Here is a 15342-nt window from a genome sequence, read left to right on the forward strand (position 1 = left end):
AACAACACACTACAGACATGAATCCGCTACACGAACTCAACGCCGTTTCTCCTATTGACGGGCGATACAGAAGTAAAACCGAATCGCTTTCTGCTTATTTTTCTGAAGAAGCACTCATTAAATACCGCGTTTTGGTGGAAGTGGAATATTTTATTGCGCTTTGCGAATTGCCGTTGCCACAACTCCAAGATGTTCCTGTTGCCACTTTTGAAAGCTTGCGAAAAATCTATAAAGATTTCTCAACCAAAGACGCGCTCGAAATTAAGGAAACGGAAAAAACGACCAACCATGATGTGAAAGCCGTGGAATATTTCATCAAAAATAAGTTTGCAAAACTTAAACTGGATCCATACAAAGAATTCATTCATTTCGGATTGACTTCGCAAGACATTAATAATACTGCGATTCCGCTTTCGACTAAAGATGCTTTTCAGGAAATTTATCTCAAATCGCTGATTGCTTTAGTGAGCAAACTCAAAGATTTGGCTGACGATTGGAGCGATATTCCGATGCTCGCCAGAACGCACGGTCAACCGGCTTCTCCTACGCGACTTGGAAAAGAAATTGAAGTTTTCGTAGAACGCCTCGAGGAGCAAATGCGATTGTTGTTTAATGTTCCTTTTGCTGCTAAATTTGGTGGTGCGACGGGCAATTACAACGCGCATCATGTGGCTTATCCGCAAATCGATTGGCGCCAGTTTGGGAATAAGTTTGTGGAAGAAACTTTAGGTTTGCACCATTCTTTTCCAACGACACAGATTGAACATTACGATCATTTCGCGGCATTTTTCGATGCTTTGAAACGCATCAACACGATCATCATTGATTTGGATCGCGATATTTGGACTTATGTTTCGATGGATTATTTCAAACAGAAAATCAAAGCGGGTGAAATTGGTTCATCGGCTATGCCACATAAAGTCAATCCGATTGATTTTGAAAATTCGGAAGGAAATCTTGGTATTGCGAATGCTATATTTGAGCATCTTTCTGCGAAATTACCATTGTCGAGATTGCAACGCGATTTGACCGACAGTACCGTTTTGAGAAATATTGGTGTGCCTTTCGGTCATACGATTATTGCTTTTGAAGCGACATTGAAAGGATTGAATAAATTGTTGTTGAACGAGTCAAAATTTGCTGAAGATTTAGATAAAAATTGGGCGGTTGTCGCTGAAGCGATTCAAACGATTTTACGCCGTGAAGGGTATCCGAATCCTTATGAAGCTTTAAAAGGTTTGACGCGCACCAATACTACCATCGACAAGAAAGCGATTCACGATTTCATCGGAACTTTGGATGTTTCTAAAGCGATTAAGAAGGAATTATTGGCGATTAGTCCGAGTAATTATTTGGGGATTTAATCTTTCACAAACTTCACACTCGAACTTCCTTTATTCGAATTAATCTTCATCAAATAATTCCCGGTTTTCAAACTCGAAACATCGACTGATTTAGTTTGTTGCGCATTTGGAATTACTAAAACCAATTGTCCTAACGTGTTGTAAATATTGACAGAAGTAACTTCGATAGTTTTCTTCGTTTCAATATTCAAAATGTCTTTTACGGGATTTGGGTAGATTTTAAAATACTGCTCAAACGCAAAATCCTGATTGGCTAAAAGCGCAACAGTAGTTGTTGCATTATTGGTAATGATTGGAAAGTTATAATCGAAATAAATACTGGCTGTGTTGCTGAATGTATCACCGAGAACTAAGCTTGGTTTGGTTTTGATTTTAAACGCTACATAACCGTCGTTGTTCGCATCGTCAAAAGGCAGGTTGATGTTTTCGAAGATGAATTCGACTTTGTTGGTATTGGAAATTCTGGTTATAAACGGATGGCTTCCATCGATTGGAATTAGAGAATCGATATCGAATTTCTCCGTATCGATCATATCTTTTACTACGATATTTTCGGCGTTGGCGGTTCCTGTATTTTCGAATCGAATCATATAATGTACTTCTTTTCCAACCATTTCGGGCGTTATGACGTTTCCTTCTAGACAGGTTTTGTCATTCGGATCGAAGGAATTGACAACGGTTTGATTGAGTACAAAAGTATTGTCGTTTGTTATTTCATCAGTTAATGAACTGTTGATTGAAGCTGTGAAATTTAGAATATCACCACCATTAACCGATGGCACTTCCATAGGAGAATTGGCATTTAAAGTTACTGTAATTGCTCTGGTTTCAAAAGGTTGCAAATTGGAAAAATCCCAATTAAGATTATTAACAACTTGTGAAGAAACTGTTGGATTAGAAGTTACTAAATCTAAAACAGCATCATTAAAAACAAAACTGATGGTGCCGGATTGCGGTTGTGTTCCTTTGTTTTTGTAGGTGATTTTGTACTTCGCATCGAAACCCGGACGCGCTGTATTTACCGGAATAATTGCCATTTCTAAATCGTTATGAACTTCGTTTGCCGTAATGCAGAAATTCTGAGTAAATGGACTAGCATCCGCCGGAAATGTGACCGATAGCGTTGCTGGCGAAACATTAAAATAAGTCGCATTTTCTAATATGGGTGTTATCGTTTGCGTACCGGATTGAACAGGAATAGAATAATTTCCAAAATCATTAGATACAATCACACCAGTACTGTTGCCACTAGTTATCGAAAATTTAAAATTAGGAATTATAGCATCAGCCATGTCACAACCATTACTGTTTGCGTCGAATTTATTGTTTCCGTTAATGGTATAAAAAGTGCCGCCGGGAACAAACGAACAGTAAGAATTCACTTGAACCTGATTTTGCAAGCCCAGTGCATTAATTTTTTCCTGAATATGATCTTGTTCGCCTTCATCAACACAGATAAAAGAAAGGCTTGGGCAATTGGTGATGTTCAGTCTCAATGTACTCTGCGTCCATGCTTCTTGTGACCATTGCTCGAAACAATTAATGTTACCATAATTAAGTCCGTTTTTCATACTTAAAAAATTTAAGTTCGGACAATCAATAATCCTAACATTTCCCATCTCTTGTTCCTGCCAATGATAACGACAATAATTGAATCCCCTAAAATTTGTAAGATCAAAAGAAGAATTTGTCGAAGAATACGTAAGATTCCCTGGACTGGAAGCACCAAAAATCGCTTTATCAACAGGGTTATTCCCTAAAAAAATTATACTACCGCCGTTTGGCCAATAAAATGAAATATTCGTCAAATCCAACAAAGTGAATTGGTTATTTTGGAAATTAGCATACTTCAATTGCCCTGTTCCTGTTATTGAAGTGAGGGAAGTGAAGTTTAAGACGAGATCTTCAATAATAGAGCCATTCAAATCAAATGCTGTCAATGGATTGTAACTGCAATTCAGAGAAGTATAATCCCCACCATCAGCTGTAAAGGAGGTCAAGTTATTATAACTTAAATCAATCGTTGTTAAATATTCATATTCGAAAGGATCATAAGAATGATCATATAAGATGTCTACCGAACCACTTGTAAGCTGGTTGTGAGAAGCGCCAAAACTTCTCAATGTTATTGAATGATCAATCGAAATGGTTTGCAGTAAATTGTTACTACAATTCAAACCCTTCAATGAAGAATTACCATTACCAATCATAATATTTTGCAATACATTATTGCTACAATTCAACCATTTTAGGTTTGTAAAATAGGAAATTCCAGTAAGGTCAGCAATATTGCAATTTGAAATATCCAAATAACGAACTGGCTGTATTTCACTCACCTCAATTTCCCCATCATTATTAGCATCAATAATAATGGAAGTTTCAAGTTCGTAATCATAAAGACCACCCGGCTGAAGCAACTTCGCCTTAAAATTCGCATCGGGGAAATTAATAATCTGACCATAAGAAGTAAAGGAAATCAAGACCAACAAGGCAGCGTATATTTTTTTCATGATGATGTGATTTTAATTTGCTGACATAAAGCTAAAGAATTAAAATCGATGCGTTACATCGCCAATTAGAATACGAGGTGTTTGATTTAGAATTCGCATGCGATAAAACAAAAAAACCCGTATTACTAAGAGGCTTTAAACTTAATACTAAAATTATAACTTGATGAACTTCACACTCGAACTTTCTTTGTCTGAATTAATCTTCATCAAATAATTCCCGGTTTTCAAACTCGAAACATCCATAGATTTTGTCTGCTGTGCGTTTGGAATTACCAAAACCAATTGTCCTAAAGTATTGTAGATATTGACAGAAGTCACTTCAATAGTTTTCTTTGTTTCAATATTCAAAATGTCTTTTACGGGATTTGGGTAGATTTTGAAATACTGCTCAAACGCAAAATCTTGGTTGGCTAAAAGAGCAACAGTAGTTGTTGCATTATTGGTAATAATTGGAAAGTTATAATCAAAATAAATGCTTGCTGTGTTGCTGAATGTATCACCGAGAACTAAGCTTGGTTTGGTTTTGATTTTAAACGCTACGTAACCATCATTGTTTGCATCGTCAAAAGGCAGGTTGATGTTTTCGAAGATGAATTCGACTTTGATCGTGTTGGAAATTCTGGTTACAAACGAATGACTGCCATCGATTGGAATTAGAGAATTGATGTCGAATTTTTCCGTGTCGATCATATCTTTAACCACAATATTTTCAGCATTAGCAGTTCCGGTATTTTCGAATCGAATCATATAATGTACTTCTTTTCCGATCATTTCGGGTGTTATGACGTTTCCTTCTAGACAGGTTTTGTCATTCGGATCGAAGGAATTGACAACGGTTTGGTTGAGTACAAAAGTATTATCGTTTGGTGTTTCGTCGGTTAATGAACTGTTGATTGTGGTAGTGAAAATTAAACCATCTCCCCCATTAACCGGCGGTACTTCCGAAGGAGAATTGATATTTAAAGTTACTGTGATTTCTCTGATTTCAAAAGGCAGCAAATTGGTAAAGTTCCAATTGAGAGAATTGATAACTTGTGAAGCAACTAGCGGATTTGCATTTACGAAATCTAAAACAGCATCATTAAATACGAAACTAATGGTGCCGGATTGTGTTTGGGTTCCTTTGTTTTTGTAAATGATTTTATATCTGGAATCGAAGCCTGGTCTCGCAATGTCAATTGGAAGCATGGCTATTTCTAAATCATTATAGACTCCATTAGCTGTAATGCAAAAATCCTGAAGGAATGGACTAGCGCCCGGAAAGCTTACAGAGAAGTTAGTGGGTTGCAAATTAAAGTATGTCGGATTTTCTACTGAAACAGTCACATTCTGTGTTCCTTGCTGTACATCATAATGATAGCTCCCTGTGTGGTCGGCAATTAGGCTACCTGAATTTACCCCATCTGTGAATGACAATTTTAAATTTGGAAAATTCACATCCAATCCATTACAACCATTATTATCACTGTCATATCTACCGTTTCCACTGATGGTGTAAAAAGTTCCGCCAGGGGTGAAACTACAATAACTGTTTACATGACAACTGGTATAGCCATAAGTGAGTATTTTACTTTGAATGGAAGCGACCTGTCCTTCATCTGCGCAAATATATTCGAGATTCGGATTGCCTGAAAATGTAAAAAAGCTTTCATCTTTACCGTTTTTAGCCATTAAGGTGGTTAACTGACTATTATTGTTGCAATATAAAGTTCCTAACTTTGTACATTGATTTACGTCAAGATTAGTTAGCAGATTACCTGAGCATGATAAAGTTTCAAGATTGGGCAACAGACTGACCTGCAAATTTGAAATTGGATTGTTATCACAAATCAAGGTTTTCAAATTGGGCTTATTACTTAAATCTAAAGTAGCAATTTGGTTGTTCCAACAATTGAAATTATTTAAAAAAATTAATCCTGTTAAATCGAAACTCGAAATCTGACAAGATTGAAAATCAATCAATTTAAGTTTAACCAACCCATTTACGCTTAATGCCGAAAGTGGGTTTTGCCCACAGTGCAAGTATTCAAGATTCGTTAATCCGGTTAAGTTTAAGCTTGGAATTAAATTATAATTACAGTTCAAGCTAATCAGTTGAGTCAGTCCGGTTAAGTCTAAACTTGTAAGCAGGTTGTTTCCACAAGATAGTGTTTGAAGATTTGAAAAACCTGTAATATCCAAACTCGAAAGTTGATTACTGTCACAACCCAATTCTATAAGATTTATTAACCCATTCACATTGAGACTTTGCAAATTGCAGGTATAACATTGCAATTTCTGAAGATTCGGCAACCCGCCTACATTTAAGGAAGTAAGTTGTTGGTTTGCATTGCAATAAAGTTCTTTAAGATTGGACAATGCACTTACATTTAAACTCGTCAATTGATTTTGGCTACAATCTAAAATTTCAAGATGAGTCAACATGCTCACATCCAAATTCGTCAGCTGGTTTATTTTACAACCCAATTGACGAAGATTCGGCAAACCACTTAAGTTCAATGCTGCTAACTGATTATAGGCACATTCTACTCTAGTCAAGCTGCTTAAATTACCAAATGTAATATTTGTAAGTTGGTTTTGGCCACAGAAAAACCATCCAAGACTCGACATACCGCTCACGTCTATACTTTGAAGATAATTGCCGCCGCAGAGGAAAGTACCCACATTCGTGAAATATTGAATTCCTGTTAAATCAGAAATATTCGAACTGGATATATCCAAATAATTTATAGCCGAAGCTTCACTCTGCTCGATTTCTTGATTGTTGTTAGCATCAAGCCCTAGAGCAATTAACTTCGCCTTAAAATTTGCATCCGGAAAATTAATAATCTGAGCATTCGCACTCATAAAAAGAAAAAGGAAGCCGGTTAAACAGGAAAATTGTTTCATTGGTTTTGGTTTAGCTTAGTAGTAAATATATAAAAACAATTAATACACAGTAATTTTCAACAAAAAAAGCCCCGTATCACTACGAGGCTTTTTACTATTCAGGAAGAAAAATTATTTTTTCTCTTTCTTTTCCATCTTCGCTTTCAAATCAGCCAAGATATCATTGTTATCTCCTAACGTTGCAGCAGGTGCATTGTTATTGTTGTTGTTAGAAACTGTTTCAGCAACCGCTTTCACGTTTTTCTCTTCTTCTTCACGGAAGATTGCCGTGTGTGAAGCTACAACTCTTTTGAATTCTTTGTTGAACTCGATTACTTTGAAATCAGCTACTTCGCCTTTTTTCAATTTCTTTCCGTCTTCTTTTTCAAGGTGACGTGTTGGAATGAAAGCAACGATATCATCACCAAATTCTACAGTAGCACCTTTGTCAACGATTTCAGAGATTGTTCCGTTGTGGATGGTTCCAACAGCGAAAGAATCTTCATACTGATCCCAAGGGTTAGCAGTCGTTTGTTTGTGACCTAAAGACAATTTACGGCCTTCAACATCCAATTCTAAAACAACCACGTCTAGTTTTTCACCAACGTTTACGAATTCAGATGGGTGTTTGATTTTCTTAGTCCAAGATAAGTCTGAGATGTAAATCAATCCGTCGATACCTTCTTCCAATTCTACGAAGATTCCGAAGTTGGTAAAGTTACGAACGATACCTGTATGTTTAGAACCTACTGGGTATTTCGCTGTAATATCAGTCCAAGGATCTTGCGACAATTGTTTGATACCTAATGACATTTTACGGTCATCTCTATCTAAAGTAAGGATTACTGCTTCCACAACATCACCCACTTTTACGAAATCTTGAGCCGAACGCAAGTGCGTAGACCATGACATTTCAGAAACGTGAATCAAACCTTCAACACCTTCAGCTACTTCGATGAAAGCACCGTAATCAGCGATTACTACTACTTTACCTTTCACTTTGTCTCCTACTGCCAATTTAGCATCAAGAGCATCCCAAGGGTGAGCGTTCAATTGTTTTAATCCTAATTGGATTCTTGTTTTCTCATCATCGAAATCAAGAATTACCACGTTTAATTTTTGGTCTAATTCCAATACTTCACTTGGATGGTTGATTCTGCTCCAAGATAAATCAGTAATGTGGATCAATCCGTCAACACCACCTAAGTCGATGAACACACCATAAGAAGTAATGTTTTTAACAACACCTTCCAATACTTGTCCTTTTTGCAATTGACCGATGATTTCTTTTTTCTGTACTTCGATGTCCGCTTCGATCAACGCTTTGTGCGATACGACAACGTTTTTGAATTCGTGGTTGATTTTCACCACTTTGAATTCCATCATTTTATTAACGTAAACATCATAGTCACGGATTGGTTTCACATCAATTTGTGAACCTGGTAAGAACGCTTCGATTCCGAAAACGTCTACGATCATACCGCCTTTAGTTCTGCATTTTACGAAACCGTTTACGATTTCACCTGTCTCATTAGCAGCGATAACACGATCCCATGATTTGATTGTTCTTGCTTTTCTGTGCGATAATACCAATTGACCTGTTTTGTCCTCACGAACATCAATCAATACTTCTACTTTGTCTCCAACTTTAAGGCTTGGATTGTAACGGAACTCATTCAAAGAAATAACACCTTCCGATTTCGCGTTGATGTCAACGATAACGTCACGGTCAGTAATTCTGACAACAACACCTTCTACTACTTCTTCTTGATCCGTATCGATAAAAGTTTTCGATACCAATGCTTCAAATTCTTGAAGGTTTTTCTCGTCTACGGCGTCAATTCCTTCTTGGAAATTGTGCCAGTTGAAATTCTCTAAAAATTCCGTTTGTGATTTTAATAATTCAGACATATGTTCTGATAAAAATTTGTATTCTGTTTACTTTGAGTTTCTTAGCGCGGATAAGAAAACAGAAGTTGTTTGATTTTTTTGTTAATTCCCTTTAGAAACACTTCTCCGCCAAAAGGTGGGCAAAAGTAAGGCTATTTTTTTGAAATGCAAACTTTTACGGTGAGAAATTTTGGTTAAAAGCAGTAAGTTTTAAAACGATATTTTTATCAGAAGCTGTTTCCCGCTATCCACTCCCAATCTTTTGCGCCGAACGCCGTCGCAAAAGGATTTCCGTTACTATCGGGGCTAGGGCAACCGAAAAGATTGTAAGACTGTAAGATTATAAGATGCCGTGTCTTAAAATCTTACAGTCTTACAGTCCATTAAAAAACCCGATACATTCGCACATATCGGGTTTTCATAAATAATTTTAAAGTTTATTTCTGAACCTCATCAAAATTCACCATCCAATGCACACCAAACTTATCGGCAAACATTCCAAAGTAAGCACCCCAAAAGGTTTTTTCCATCGGCATGATAACGTTTCCACCCGCAGAAAGTCCGTTAAAGAGTTTATCCGCTTCCGCTGTGCTTTCGGTATTGATAGAAACTGAGAAATTACCACCAAAAGCAGGAACATCGCCACTTTGACTTGTGCTGTCACTGCCCATGAGAACCGTGTTGCCGATTATCAATGAAACATGCATGATTCGTTCGCCTTCTTCAGCCGAAGGTGGCGGGCAATTCGGATCGTCTGATGGCGGCATGTCTTTGAATTTTCCGATAAAAGGAAACTCACCACCGAAAACTGATTGGTAAAATAAGAATGCCGCTTCACAATTTCCATTGAAAATTAGATAAGGATTTACTTGTGCCATTTTTTTAGATTTTAAGATTATAGGATTTTAAGACTGTAAGATTGTATAGGATCTGTCTTGTAATCTTACAATCCATTTAAAAAAGATATACTAATGACTTACATTTCCCACATCATTCGGATTGTGTTTGTGCTTGAACAATACCGCGAAAGCAACTGCAATCACCAAAGCATAAGCAGCAAAGGTCAGCCAGATGTTGTGCCAATCGCGTTGTCCGTCATGCGTGAAATAAGTATCGATAATCATTCCGCTGAGCAAGCCGCCGAAGAATGCACCGAATCCGTTCGACATCATCATAAACAAGCCTTGCGCAGAAGAACGAATTTTAGAATCGGTGGTAGTTTCCACAAATAATGAACCTGAAATATTGAAGAAATCGAACGCCATTCCGTAAACAATACACGACATGATAATCATCCACAAACCATCGACCGGATTTCCAAAAGCAAACAAACCGAAACGTAAAACCCAAGCCAACATCGAAATCAACATCACTTGCTTAATGCCAAATCGCTTTAAGAAAAACGGAATCGCTAGAATGAATAACGTCTCTGAAATCTGAGAAATCGACATGATAATCGTAGAATATTTCACCACAAACGAATCGGCATATTGAGGAACTTTGGCAAATTCAGACAAATACACATCGCCATACATATTGGTCAGTTGTAAAGCGGCACCCAAAAACATCGAGAACAAAAAGAACAAAGCCATTTTATAAGTTCCAAAAAGTTTGAAAGCCGTCAAGCCTAATTTTTCTGTCAATGAAGCGTCATCAGAAATTAGTTTTTGTGGCGGACATTTCGGTAAGGTGAATGAATAAATTCCTAAAACAAAAGCGGCAATCGCTGAGAAATAGAACATATTCGCTGAAGCTTTATTGCCTGATAAATTCGTAATCCACATGGCTACGATGAAACCAACCGTTCCCCAAACACGAATTGGCGGAAACACTTTCACTACATCGAATTTGTTGTTTTTCAAAATCGTATACGCCACCGAATTCGATAAAGAAATCGTCGGCATATAACAAATCATCGCCGCAAAAATGACATAATAAAAAGTCGTAGGATTATCAACCTGTGGAATATAAAGCAAAGCACAACCACTAAGTATATGAAGAATTCCGTATAGTTTTTCAGCATTCATCCATTTATCAGCGATAATACCCGTGAGAGCCGGCATAATGATCGAAGACAAACCTAAAGTGGAAAAAATCGCTCCGAATTCCGCACCGCTCCATTGTTTGGTACCGAACCAATAATTGGCTACTGTGATTAACCATGCACCCCAAACGAAGAATTGGAGGAAACTCATTATTGTCAATTTGAACTTGATACTCATCATTTTTTGTTTTGGTTTTTAATGTAAATAGAATGTAAATCTAACATTAAAAATGACAAAAGCAAAAAACTTACATCGTTTTCGTCACGTCTTCAACCAAGGCTAAAACCGCTTCAAATTGTTCTTCACGAGTTAAGTAGGAATTGTCGATTTCAATGGCGTCATCGGCAATCACCAAAGGAGAATCATCGCGATGCGTATCGATGTAATCGCGCTCTTGCACATTTTTGAGTACAGCTTCATACGGCACATTTTGCCCTTTGCTTTGCAGTTCATCAAAACGACGTTGCGCTCTGGTTTCGGGACTTGCCGTCATAAATATCTTGAGTTCCGCTTTTGGAAAAACGACAGTTCCGATATCGCGGCCATCCATGACGATGCCTTTGCCTTTGCCCATTTGTTGTTGCTGCTCGACCAATTTCGAACGCACTTCTGAAACCTCAGCAATTTTACTGACGAAGTTTGAAACTTCAATCGTTCGGATTTCTGATTCGACATTGGTTCCATTGAGATACATTTCTGCAAAACCCAAATCGGCATTGAAATGAAATTCAAGTTGAATGAATGGCAACCCATTGATCAAACTTTCTTTATCGAAAGATTCGGCATTGATGTAACCGTTTTGCATCGCAAAGTAAGTCACTGCACGATACATCGCACCGGTGTCCACATACACATAACCCAAATGCTTGGCCAGTTGTTTGGCTAAAGTACTTTTCCCTGTGGAAGAATAACCGTCGATGGCAATGGTGATTTTTTTCATATGGTAATGCCAAGAAGGCGTTAAGTCACAAAGCTTAATTGGTAATTCGTAATTTTTAATTTATAATTCCTGCTACTGTTCTTGGAAATTAATCGTCAATCCAAACAAACTCGTATTGGCTGCCAAAGTATATCGAGAATACGAATAATCAAATTTGAGGCGGCCCATTTTCAATCCGAATCCTAATGAAATTCCAGAGAAATTTCTTTGTTCTAACAAACGGAGTTCTTCGCCTCTTCTGAAATTGTATCCGACACGAAGATTGAATCCACGATCGGGAAACAATTCCGCTCCAAAAATAACATGACGCAAAGCATTATTGAAAAAGGACGTTTTTTCGGGTGTTGAACTGCCATCAATAGAATTCTCAGCGCGAGCAGGATTTGAAAAACTGACATTCCATTGTTGAAGATTTTCCAACGTAAGATGCCAACGAATCGGCACATTTTCAATTTGCTGTGAAATTCCGGCCATCACTTCCATCGGTAATTTTTCTTGAGTTCCGGCATAAGTGGTAAACTGCGTTCCTATGTTTCGGATTACAAAAGCATAATTAATCGCGTTATTTTCATCGATATAAATCATACCCAAATCGATTGCACCACCAAAAGAATTATACCTTTCTAAAACGGAATTGATCAGTTTGGCATTAGCACCAACATGCACATTGGTTTCAGGAATCGTATAAGCATAACCCGCAGACAATGCAATATCGCTTCCTGTAAAGCTCGATGTTGGCGTTCCGTTTTCGTCATAACCGTCAAATTTTCCGTAATTCACATAGTTGATTCCGGCGAAAAAAGTCTGCAAGTGTCGGTCATAAGTGTAGGCATATGCAGCGGTACCATAAGTAACTTCACCAAAGTAACTTCCATAATTCAGCGACATATGATTGTCCATTTCGGGATTAATCGTCGCAGGATTGAAATGCGCTTGATTGACATCCTGGTCGTATATCGTCAAGATTTTTCCACCCAAAGCGGATTGTCTTGGCGAAGTGACTAAATTCAAAAATTGGTATACCGACTGGCCTCCTACTTGACAGTATGCAAAAGTGCTACACAAAAAAAAAGCAAAATAAAAGAATGGTCGAATCATGTTGGCAATCGCTATTTCTGAATGTATAACGCAAATGCGAAGATATTATTTTTAATAAAAAAACGGCTCATTAAATGAACCGTTTTTTTTTATAGTTTTTTAGCGTTCTTGACATTCTGATCTGTGAGCGCATATTTTAATACATCACTCATTTCTTTGACGTAATGAAAAGTCAAACCGGCTATGTATTCTGGTTTAATTTCATCAATATCTTGTTTGTTTTCGTGACACATAATAATTTCTTTGATGTTGGCTCTTTTAGCCGCGAGAATTTTTTCTTTGATGCCACCAACCGGAAGCACTTTGCCTCGAAGTGTAATTTCTCCTGTCATGGCGATGCTTTTCTTCACGCGTTTTTGCGTAAATAAAGACACTAATGATGTCAACATGGCAATGCCTGCACTTGGCCCGTCTTTGGGCGTGGCGCCTTCGGGAACGTGCAAGTGAATGTTATACTTGGATAACATTTCCGAATCCAATCCTAACAATGACGCATTGGCTTTGATGTATTCTAATGCGATGGTTGCGGATTCTTTCATAACCGTTCCTAAATTTCCTGTAATGGTCATGTTGCCTTTTCCTGGTGAAAGCAATGATTCTATGAAAAGAATATCGCCGCCTACACTCGTCCAAGCCAACCCTGTCACTACACCTGCGACTTCGTTGTTTTCGGATTTGTCTCTTTCCATTCTTGGAACGCCAAGGATTCTAACGATATCTTCGTCGGTAATTTTTTTGTTGTAGTCTTCTTCCATGGCGACCGACTTGGCCACGTTGCGGATGACTTGGGCGATTTTAGTTTCTAAACCACGAACACCGGATTCGCGCGTGTAGCCTTCTACAATTTTCTCCAATTGTTTTTTGCCGATTGTGACATCTTTAGCCGTTAGTCCGTGCTCTTTCAATTGTTTTGGAAATAAATGCTGGCGTGCGATTTCGGTTTTTTCTTCAATCGTATAACCTGACATTTTAATGACTTCCATACGGTCTTTCAAAGCTGGTTGAATCGCTTGCATATTATTCGATGTTGCGATAAACATCACTTTCGATAAGTCATAACCCATTTCAAGGAAATTATCATAAAAAGCATTGTTCTGTTCGGGATCTAAAACTTCTAATAAAGCTGACGATGGATCGCCTTGATTGCTGTTCGATAGTTTATCGATTTCATCCAACACAAACACCGGATTGGAAGTTCCTGCTTTTTTCAAACTCTGAATAATTCTTCCAGGCATGGCACCGATATAGGTTTTACGATGTCCGCGTATTTCAGCTTCGTCGCGCAAACCACCTAATGAAATTCGAACATATTCTCTACCCAACGCTTCTGCGACCGATTTTCCAATCGAAGTTTTTCCAACGCCCGGAGGTCCGGCGAGGCAGATGATGGGCGACTTCATGTCTTTACGCAATTTCAAAACAGCCAAATGCTCGATCATTCTTTTCTTGACATCTTCGAGTCCGAAATGATCGCGATCTAATATTTTTTGCGCACGTTTTAAATCGAAATTGTCTTTGGAAAAATCATTCCACGGCAAATCTAAAATCAATTCAAGGTAATTTCTTTGAATGCCAAAATCTGGCGCTTGTGGATTCATGCGCTGCATTTTCGACAACTCTTTTTCAAAATGTTTTTGCGTTTTATCGTCCCATTTTTTCGTTTTGGCCTTCTGACGCATTTCGTCCATTTCTTCTTCTTGTGAAACGCCACCCAATTCTTCTTGGATGGTTTTCATTTGTTGATGCAAGAAATATTCGCGTTGTTGTTGGTCTAAATCGAAACGTACTTTCGATTGAATGTCATTTTTGAGTTCGAGTTTTTGCAACTCTACATTCATAAAACGCAAGGTTTCGAGCGCGCGTTCTTTTAAAGCGTTGATGGCTAATAAATTTTGTTTTTCACCAACGGTCAAATTCATATTCGACAAAACAAAATTGATCAGGAACGATTGACTTTCAATATTTTTTATGGCAAAAGTAGCTTCGGTAGGAATGTTTGGACTTTCCTTTATAATCTGAATCGCCAATTCTTTAATCGATTCTAAAATGGCTAAAAATTCCGAATCGTGTTGACCTGGTCGTTTTTCTTCGACTTCTTTGACCATCGCATTGAGGTATGGTTTTTCGGAAGTGACCGCGTCAATTTCGAAACGTTTTTTTCCTTGAAGGATTACTGTGATGTTTCCATCGGGCATTTTTAAAACCCGCAGAATTTTAGCAACGGTACCGATTTTATGAATATCGTTTTTGGTTGGATCCTCATCGGCTTCGTTTTTCTGAGCAACGACACCAATGATTTTATTGCCTGCATTAGCATCATTAATTAGTTTGATGGATTTATCGCGGCCGGCAGAAATCGGAATCACTACGCCGGGAAATAAGACTGTATTTCGCAAAGGCAAAATGGGTAATGAAGCAGGTAATTCTTCATTATTCATTTCCTCTTCGTCCTCCGGAGTCAATAGTGGAATTAACTCAGCATCGGTGTCGAATTCCTGTAATGACAAATTGTCAAAGGAAAATGGTTTATGATATGACATATAGTTTAGTAGGTCAAAATGACATTAAATTGGTACTTGGTTGAACAAATGTAGTAGAACTTAACAATAAGTTAATATAAAATCGAT

The 15342-nt window shown here is 37.8% G+C and carries 9 protein-coding genes; 1 reads left to right on the plus strand and 8 read right to left on the minus strand.

Annotated features, from left to right (window positions below; all coding sequences use genetic code 11):
* Positions 1-17 precede the first annotated feature (17 nt).
* Positions 18-1364, plus strand: a complete 1347-nt coding sequence (purB, locus tag RMO03_RS01425; protein WP_309640294.1) for an adenylosuccinate lyase — start codon at positions 18-20, stop codon at positions 1362-1364.
* Here the strand turns inward: purB and RMO03_RS01430 are convergent.
* The 8 genes from RMO03_RS01430 to lon form a co-directional block, all read right to left on the minus strand.
* Positions 1361-3874 (minus strand): T9SS type A sorting domain-containing protein, encoded by a 2514-nt coding sequence (locus RMO03_RS01430; protein WP_309640295.1) that lies wholly within the window; start codon positions 3872-3874, stop codon positions 1361-1363. The genes purB and RMO03_RS01430 overlap by 4 nt on opposite strands.
* A gap of 153 nt (positions 3875-4027) precedes the next feature.
* Complete coding sequence (locus RMO03_RS01435; RefSeq protein WP_309640296.1) at positions 4028-6763, minus strand: T9SS type A sorting domain-containing protein; 2736 nt, start codon at positions 6761-6763, stop codon at positions 4028-4030.
* A gap of 111 nt (positions 6764-6874) precedes the next feature.
* Positions 6875-8653, minus strand: coding sequence for a 30S ribosomal protein S1 (gene rpsA / locus RMO03_RS01440; protein ID WP_309640297.1), 1779 nt, complete (start codon positions 8651-8653; stop codon positions 6875-6877).
* A gap of 416 nt (positions 8654-9069) precedes the next feature.
* The gene (locus RMO03_RS01445) at positions 9070-9510 is read right to left on the minus strand and encodes a VOC family protein (protein ID WP_309640298.1); all 441 of its coding nucleotides are present in this window, start codon (positions 9508-9510) and stop codon (positions 9070-9072) included.
* A gap of 90 nt (positions 9511-9600) precedes the next feature.
* Entirely contained in the window at positions 9601-10854 is a 1254-nt protein-coding gene (locus tag RMO03_RS01450; RefSeq protein WP_309640299.1) for a nucleoside permease, read from the minus strand.
* Between the two features lie 70 nt (positions 10855-10924).
* Positions 10925-11617, minus strand: coding sequence for a (d)CMP kinase (gene cmk / locus RMO03_RS01455; RefSeq protein WP_309640300.1), 693 nt, complete (start codon positions 11615-11617; stop codon positions 10925-10927).
* 72 nt (positions 11618-11689) lie between these two features.
* Positions 11690-12715, minus strand: a complete 1026-nt coding sequence (porQ, locus tag RMO03_RS01460; protein ID WP_309640301.1) for a type IX secretion system protein PorQ — start codon at positions 12713-12715, stop codon at positions 11690-11692.
* 89 nt (positions 12716-12804) lie between these two features.
* Entirely contained in the window at positions 12805-15255 is a 2451-nt protein-coding gene (gene lon / locus RMO03_RS01465) for an endopeptidase La (RefSeq protein ID WP_309640302.1), read from the minus strand.
* Positions 15256-15342 lie beyond the last annotated feature (87 nt).

Source organism: Flavobacterium sp., from assembly GCF_031411595.1.
Classification (GTDB): Bacteria; Bacteroidota; Bacteroidia; order Flavobacteriales; family Flavobacteriaceae; genus Flavobacterium.

Coding starts and splice junctions, on each gene's coding strand:
- purB (WP_309640294.1), top strand. CDS start 18: ATGAATCCGCTACACGAACTCAACGCCGTTTCTCCTATTGACGGGCGA.
- RMO03_RS01430 (WP_309640295.1), bottom strand. CDS start 3,874: ATGAAAAAAATATACGCTGCCTTGTTGGTCTTGATTTCCTTTACTTCT.
- RMO03_RS01435 (WP_309640296.1), bottom strand. CDS start 6,763: ATGAAACAATTTTCCTGTTTAACCGGCTTCCTTTTTCTTTTTATGAGT.
- rpsA (WP_309640297.1), bottom strand. CDS start 8,653: ATGTCTGAATTATTAAAATCACAAACGGAATTTTTAGAGAATTTCAAC.
- RMO03_RS01445 (WP_309640298.1), bottom strand. CDS start 9,510: ATGGCACAAGTAAATCCTTATCTAATTTTCAATGGAAATTGTGAAGCG.
- RMO03_RS01450 (WP_309640299.1), bottom strand. CDS start 10,854: ATGAGTATCAAGTTCAAATTGACAATAATGAGTTTCCTCCAATTCTTC.
- cmk (WP_309640300.1), bottom strand. CDS start 11,617: ATGAAAAAAATCACCATTGCCATCGACGGTTATTCTTCCACAGGGAAA.
- porQ (WP_309640301.1), bottom strand. CDS start 12,715: ATGATTCGACCATTCTTTTATTTTGCTTTTTTTTTGTGTAGCACTTTT.
- lon (WP_309640302.1), bottom strand. CDS start 15,255: ATGTCATATCATAAACCATTTTCCTTTGACAATTTGTCATTACAGGAA.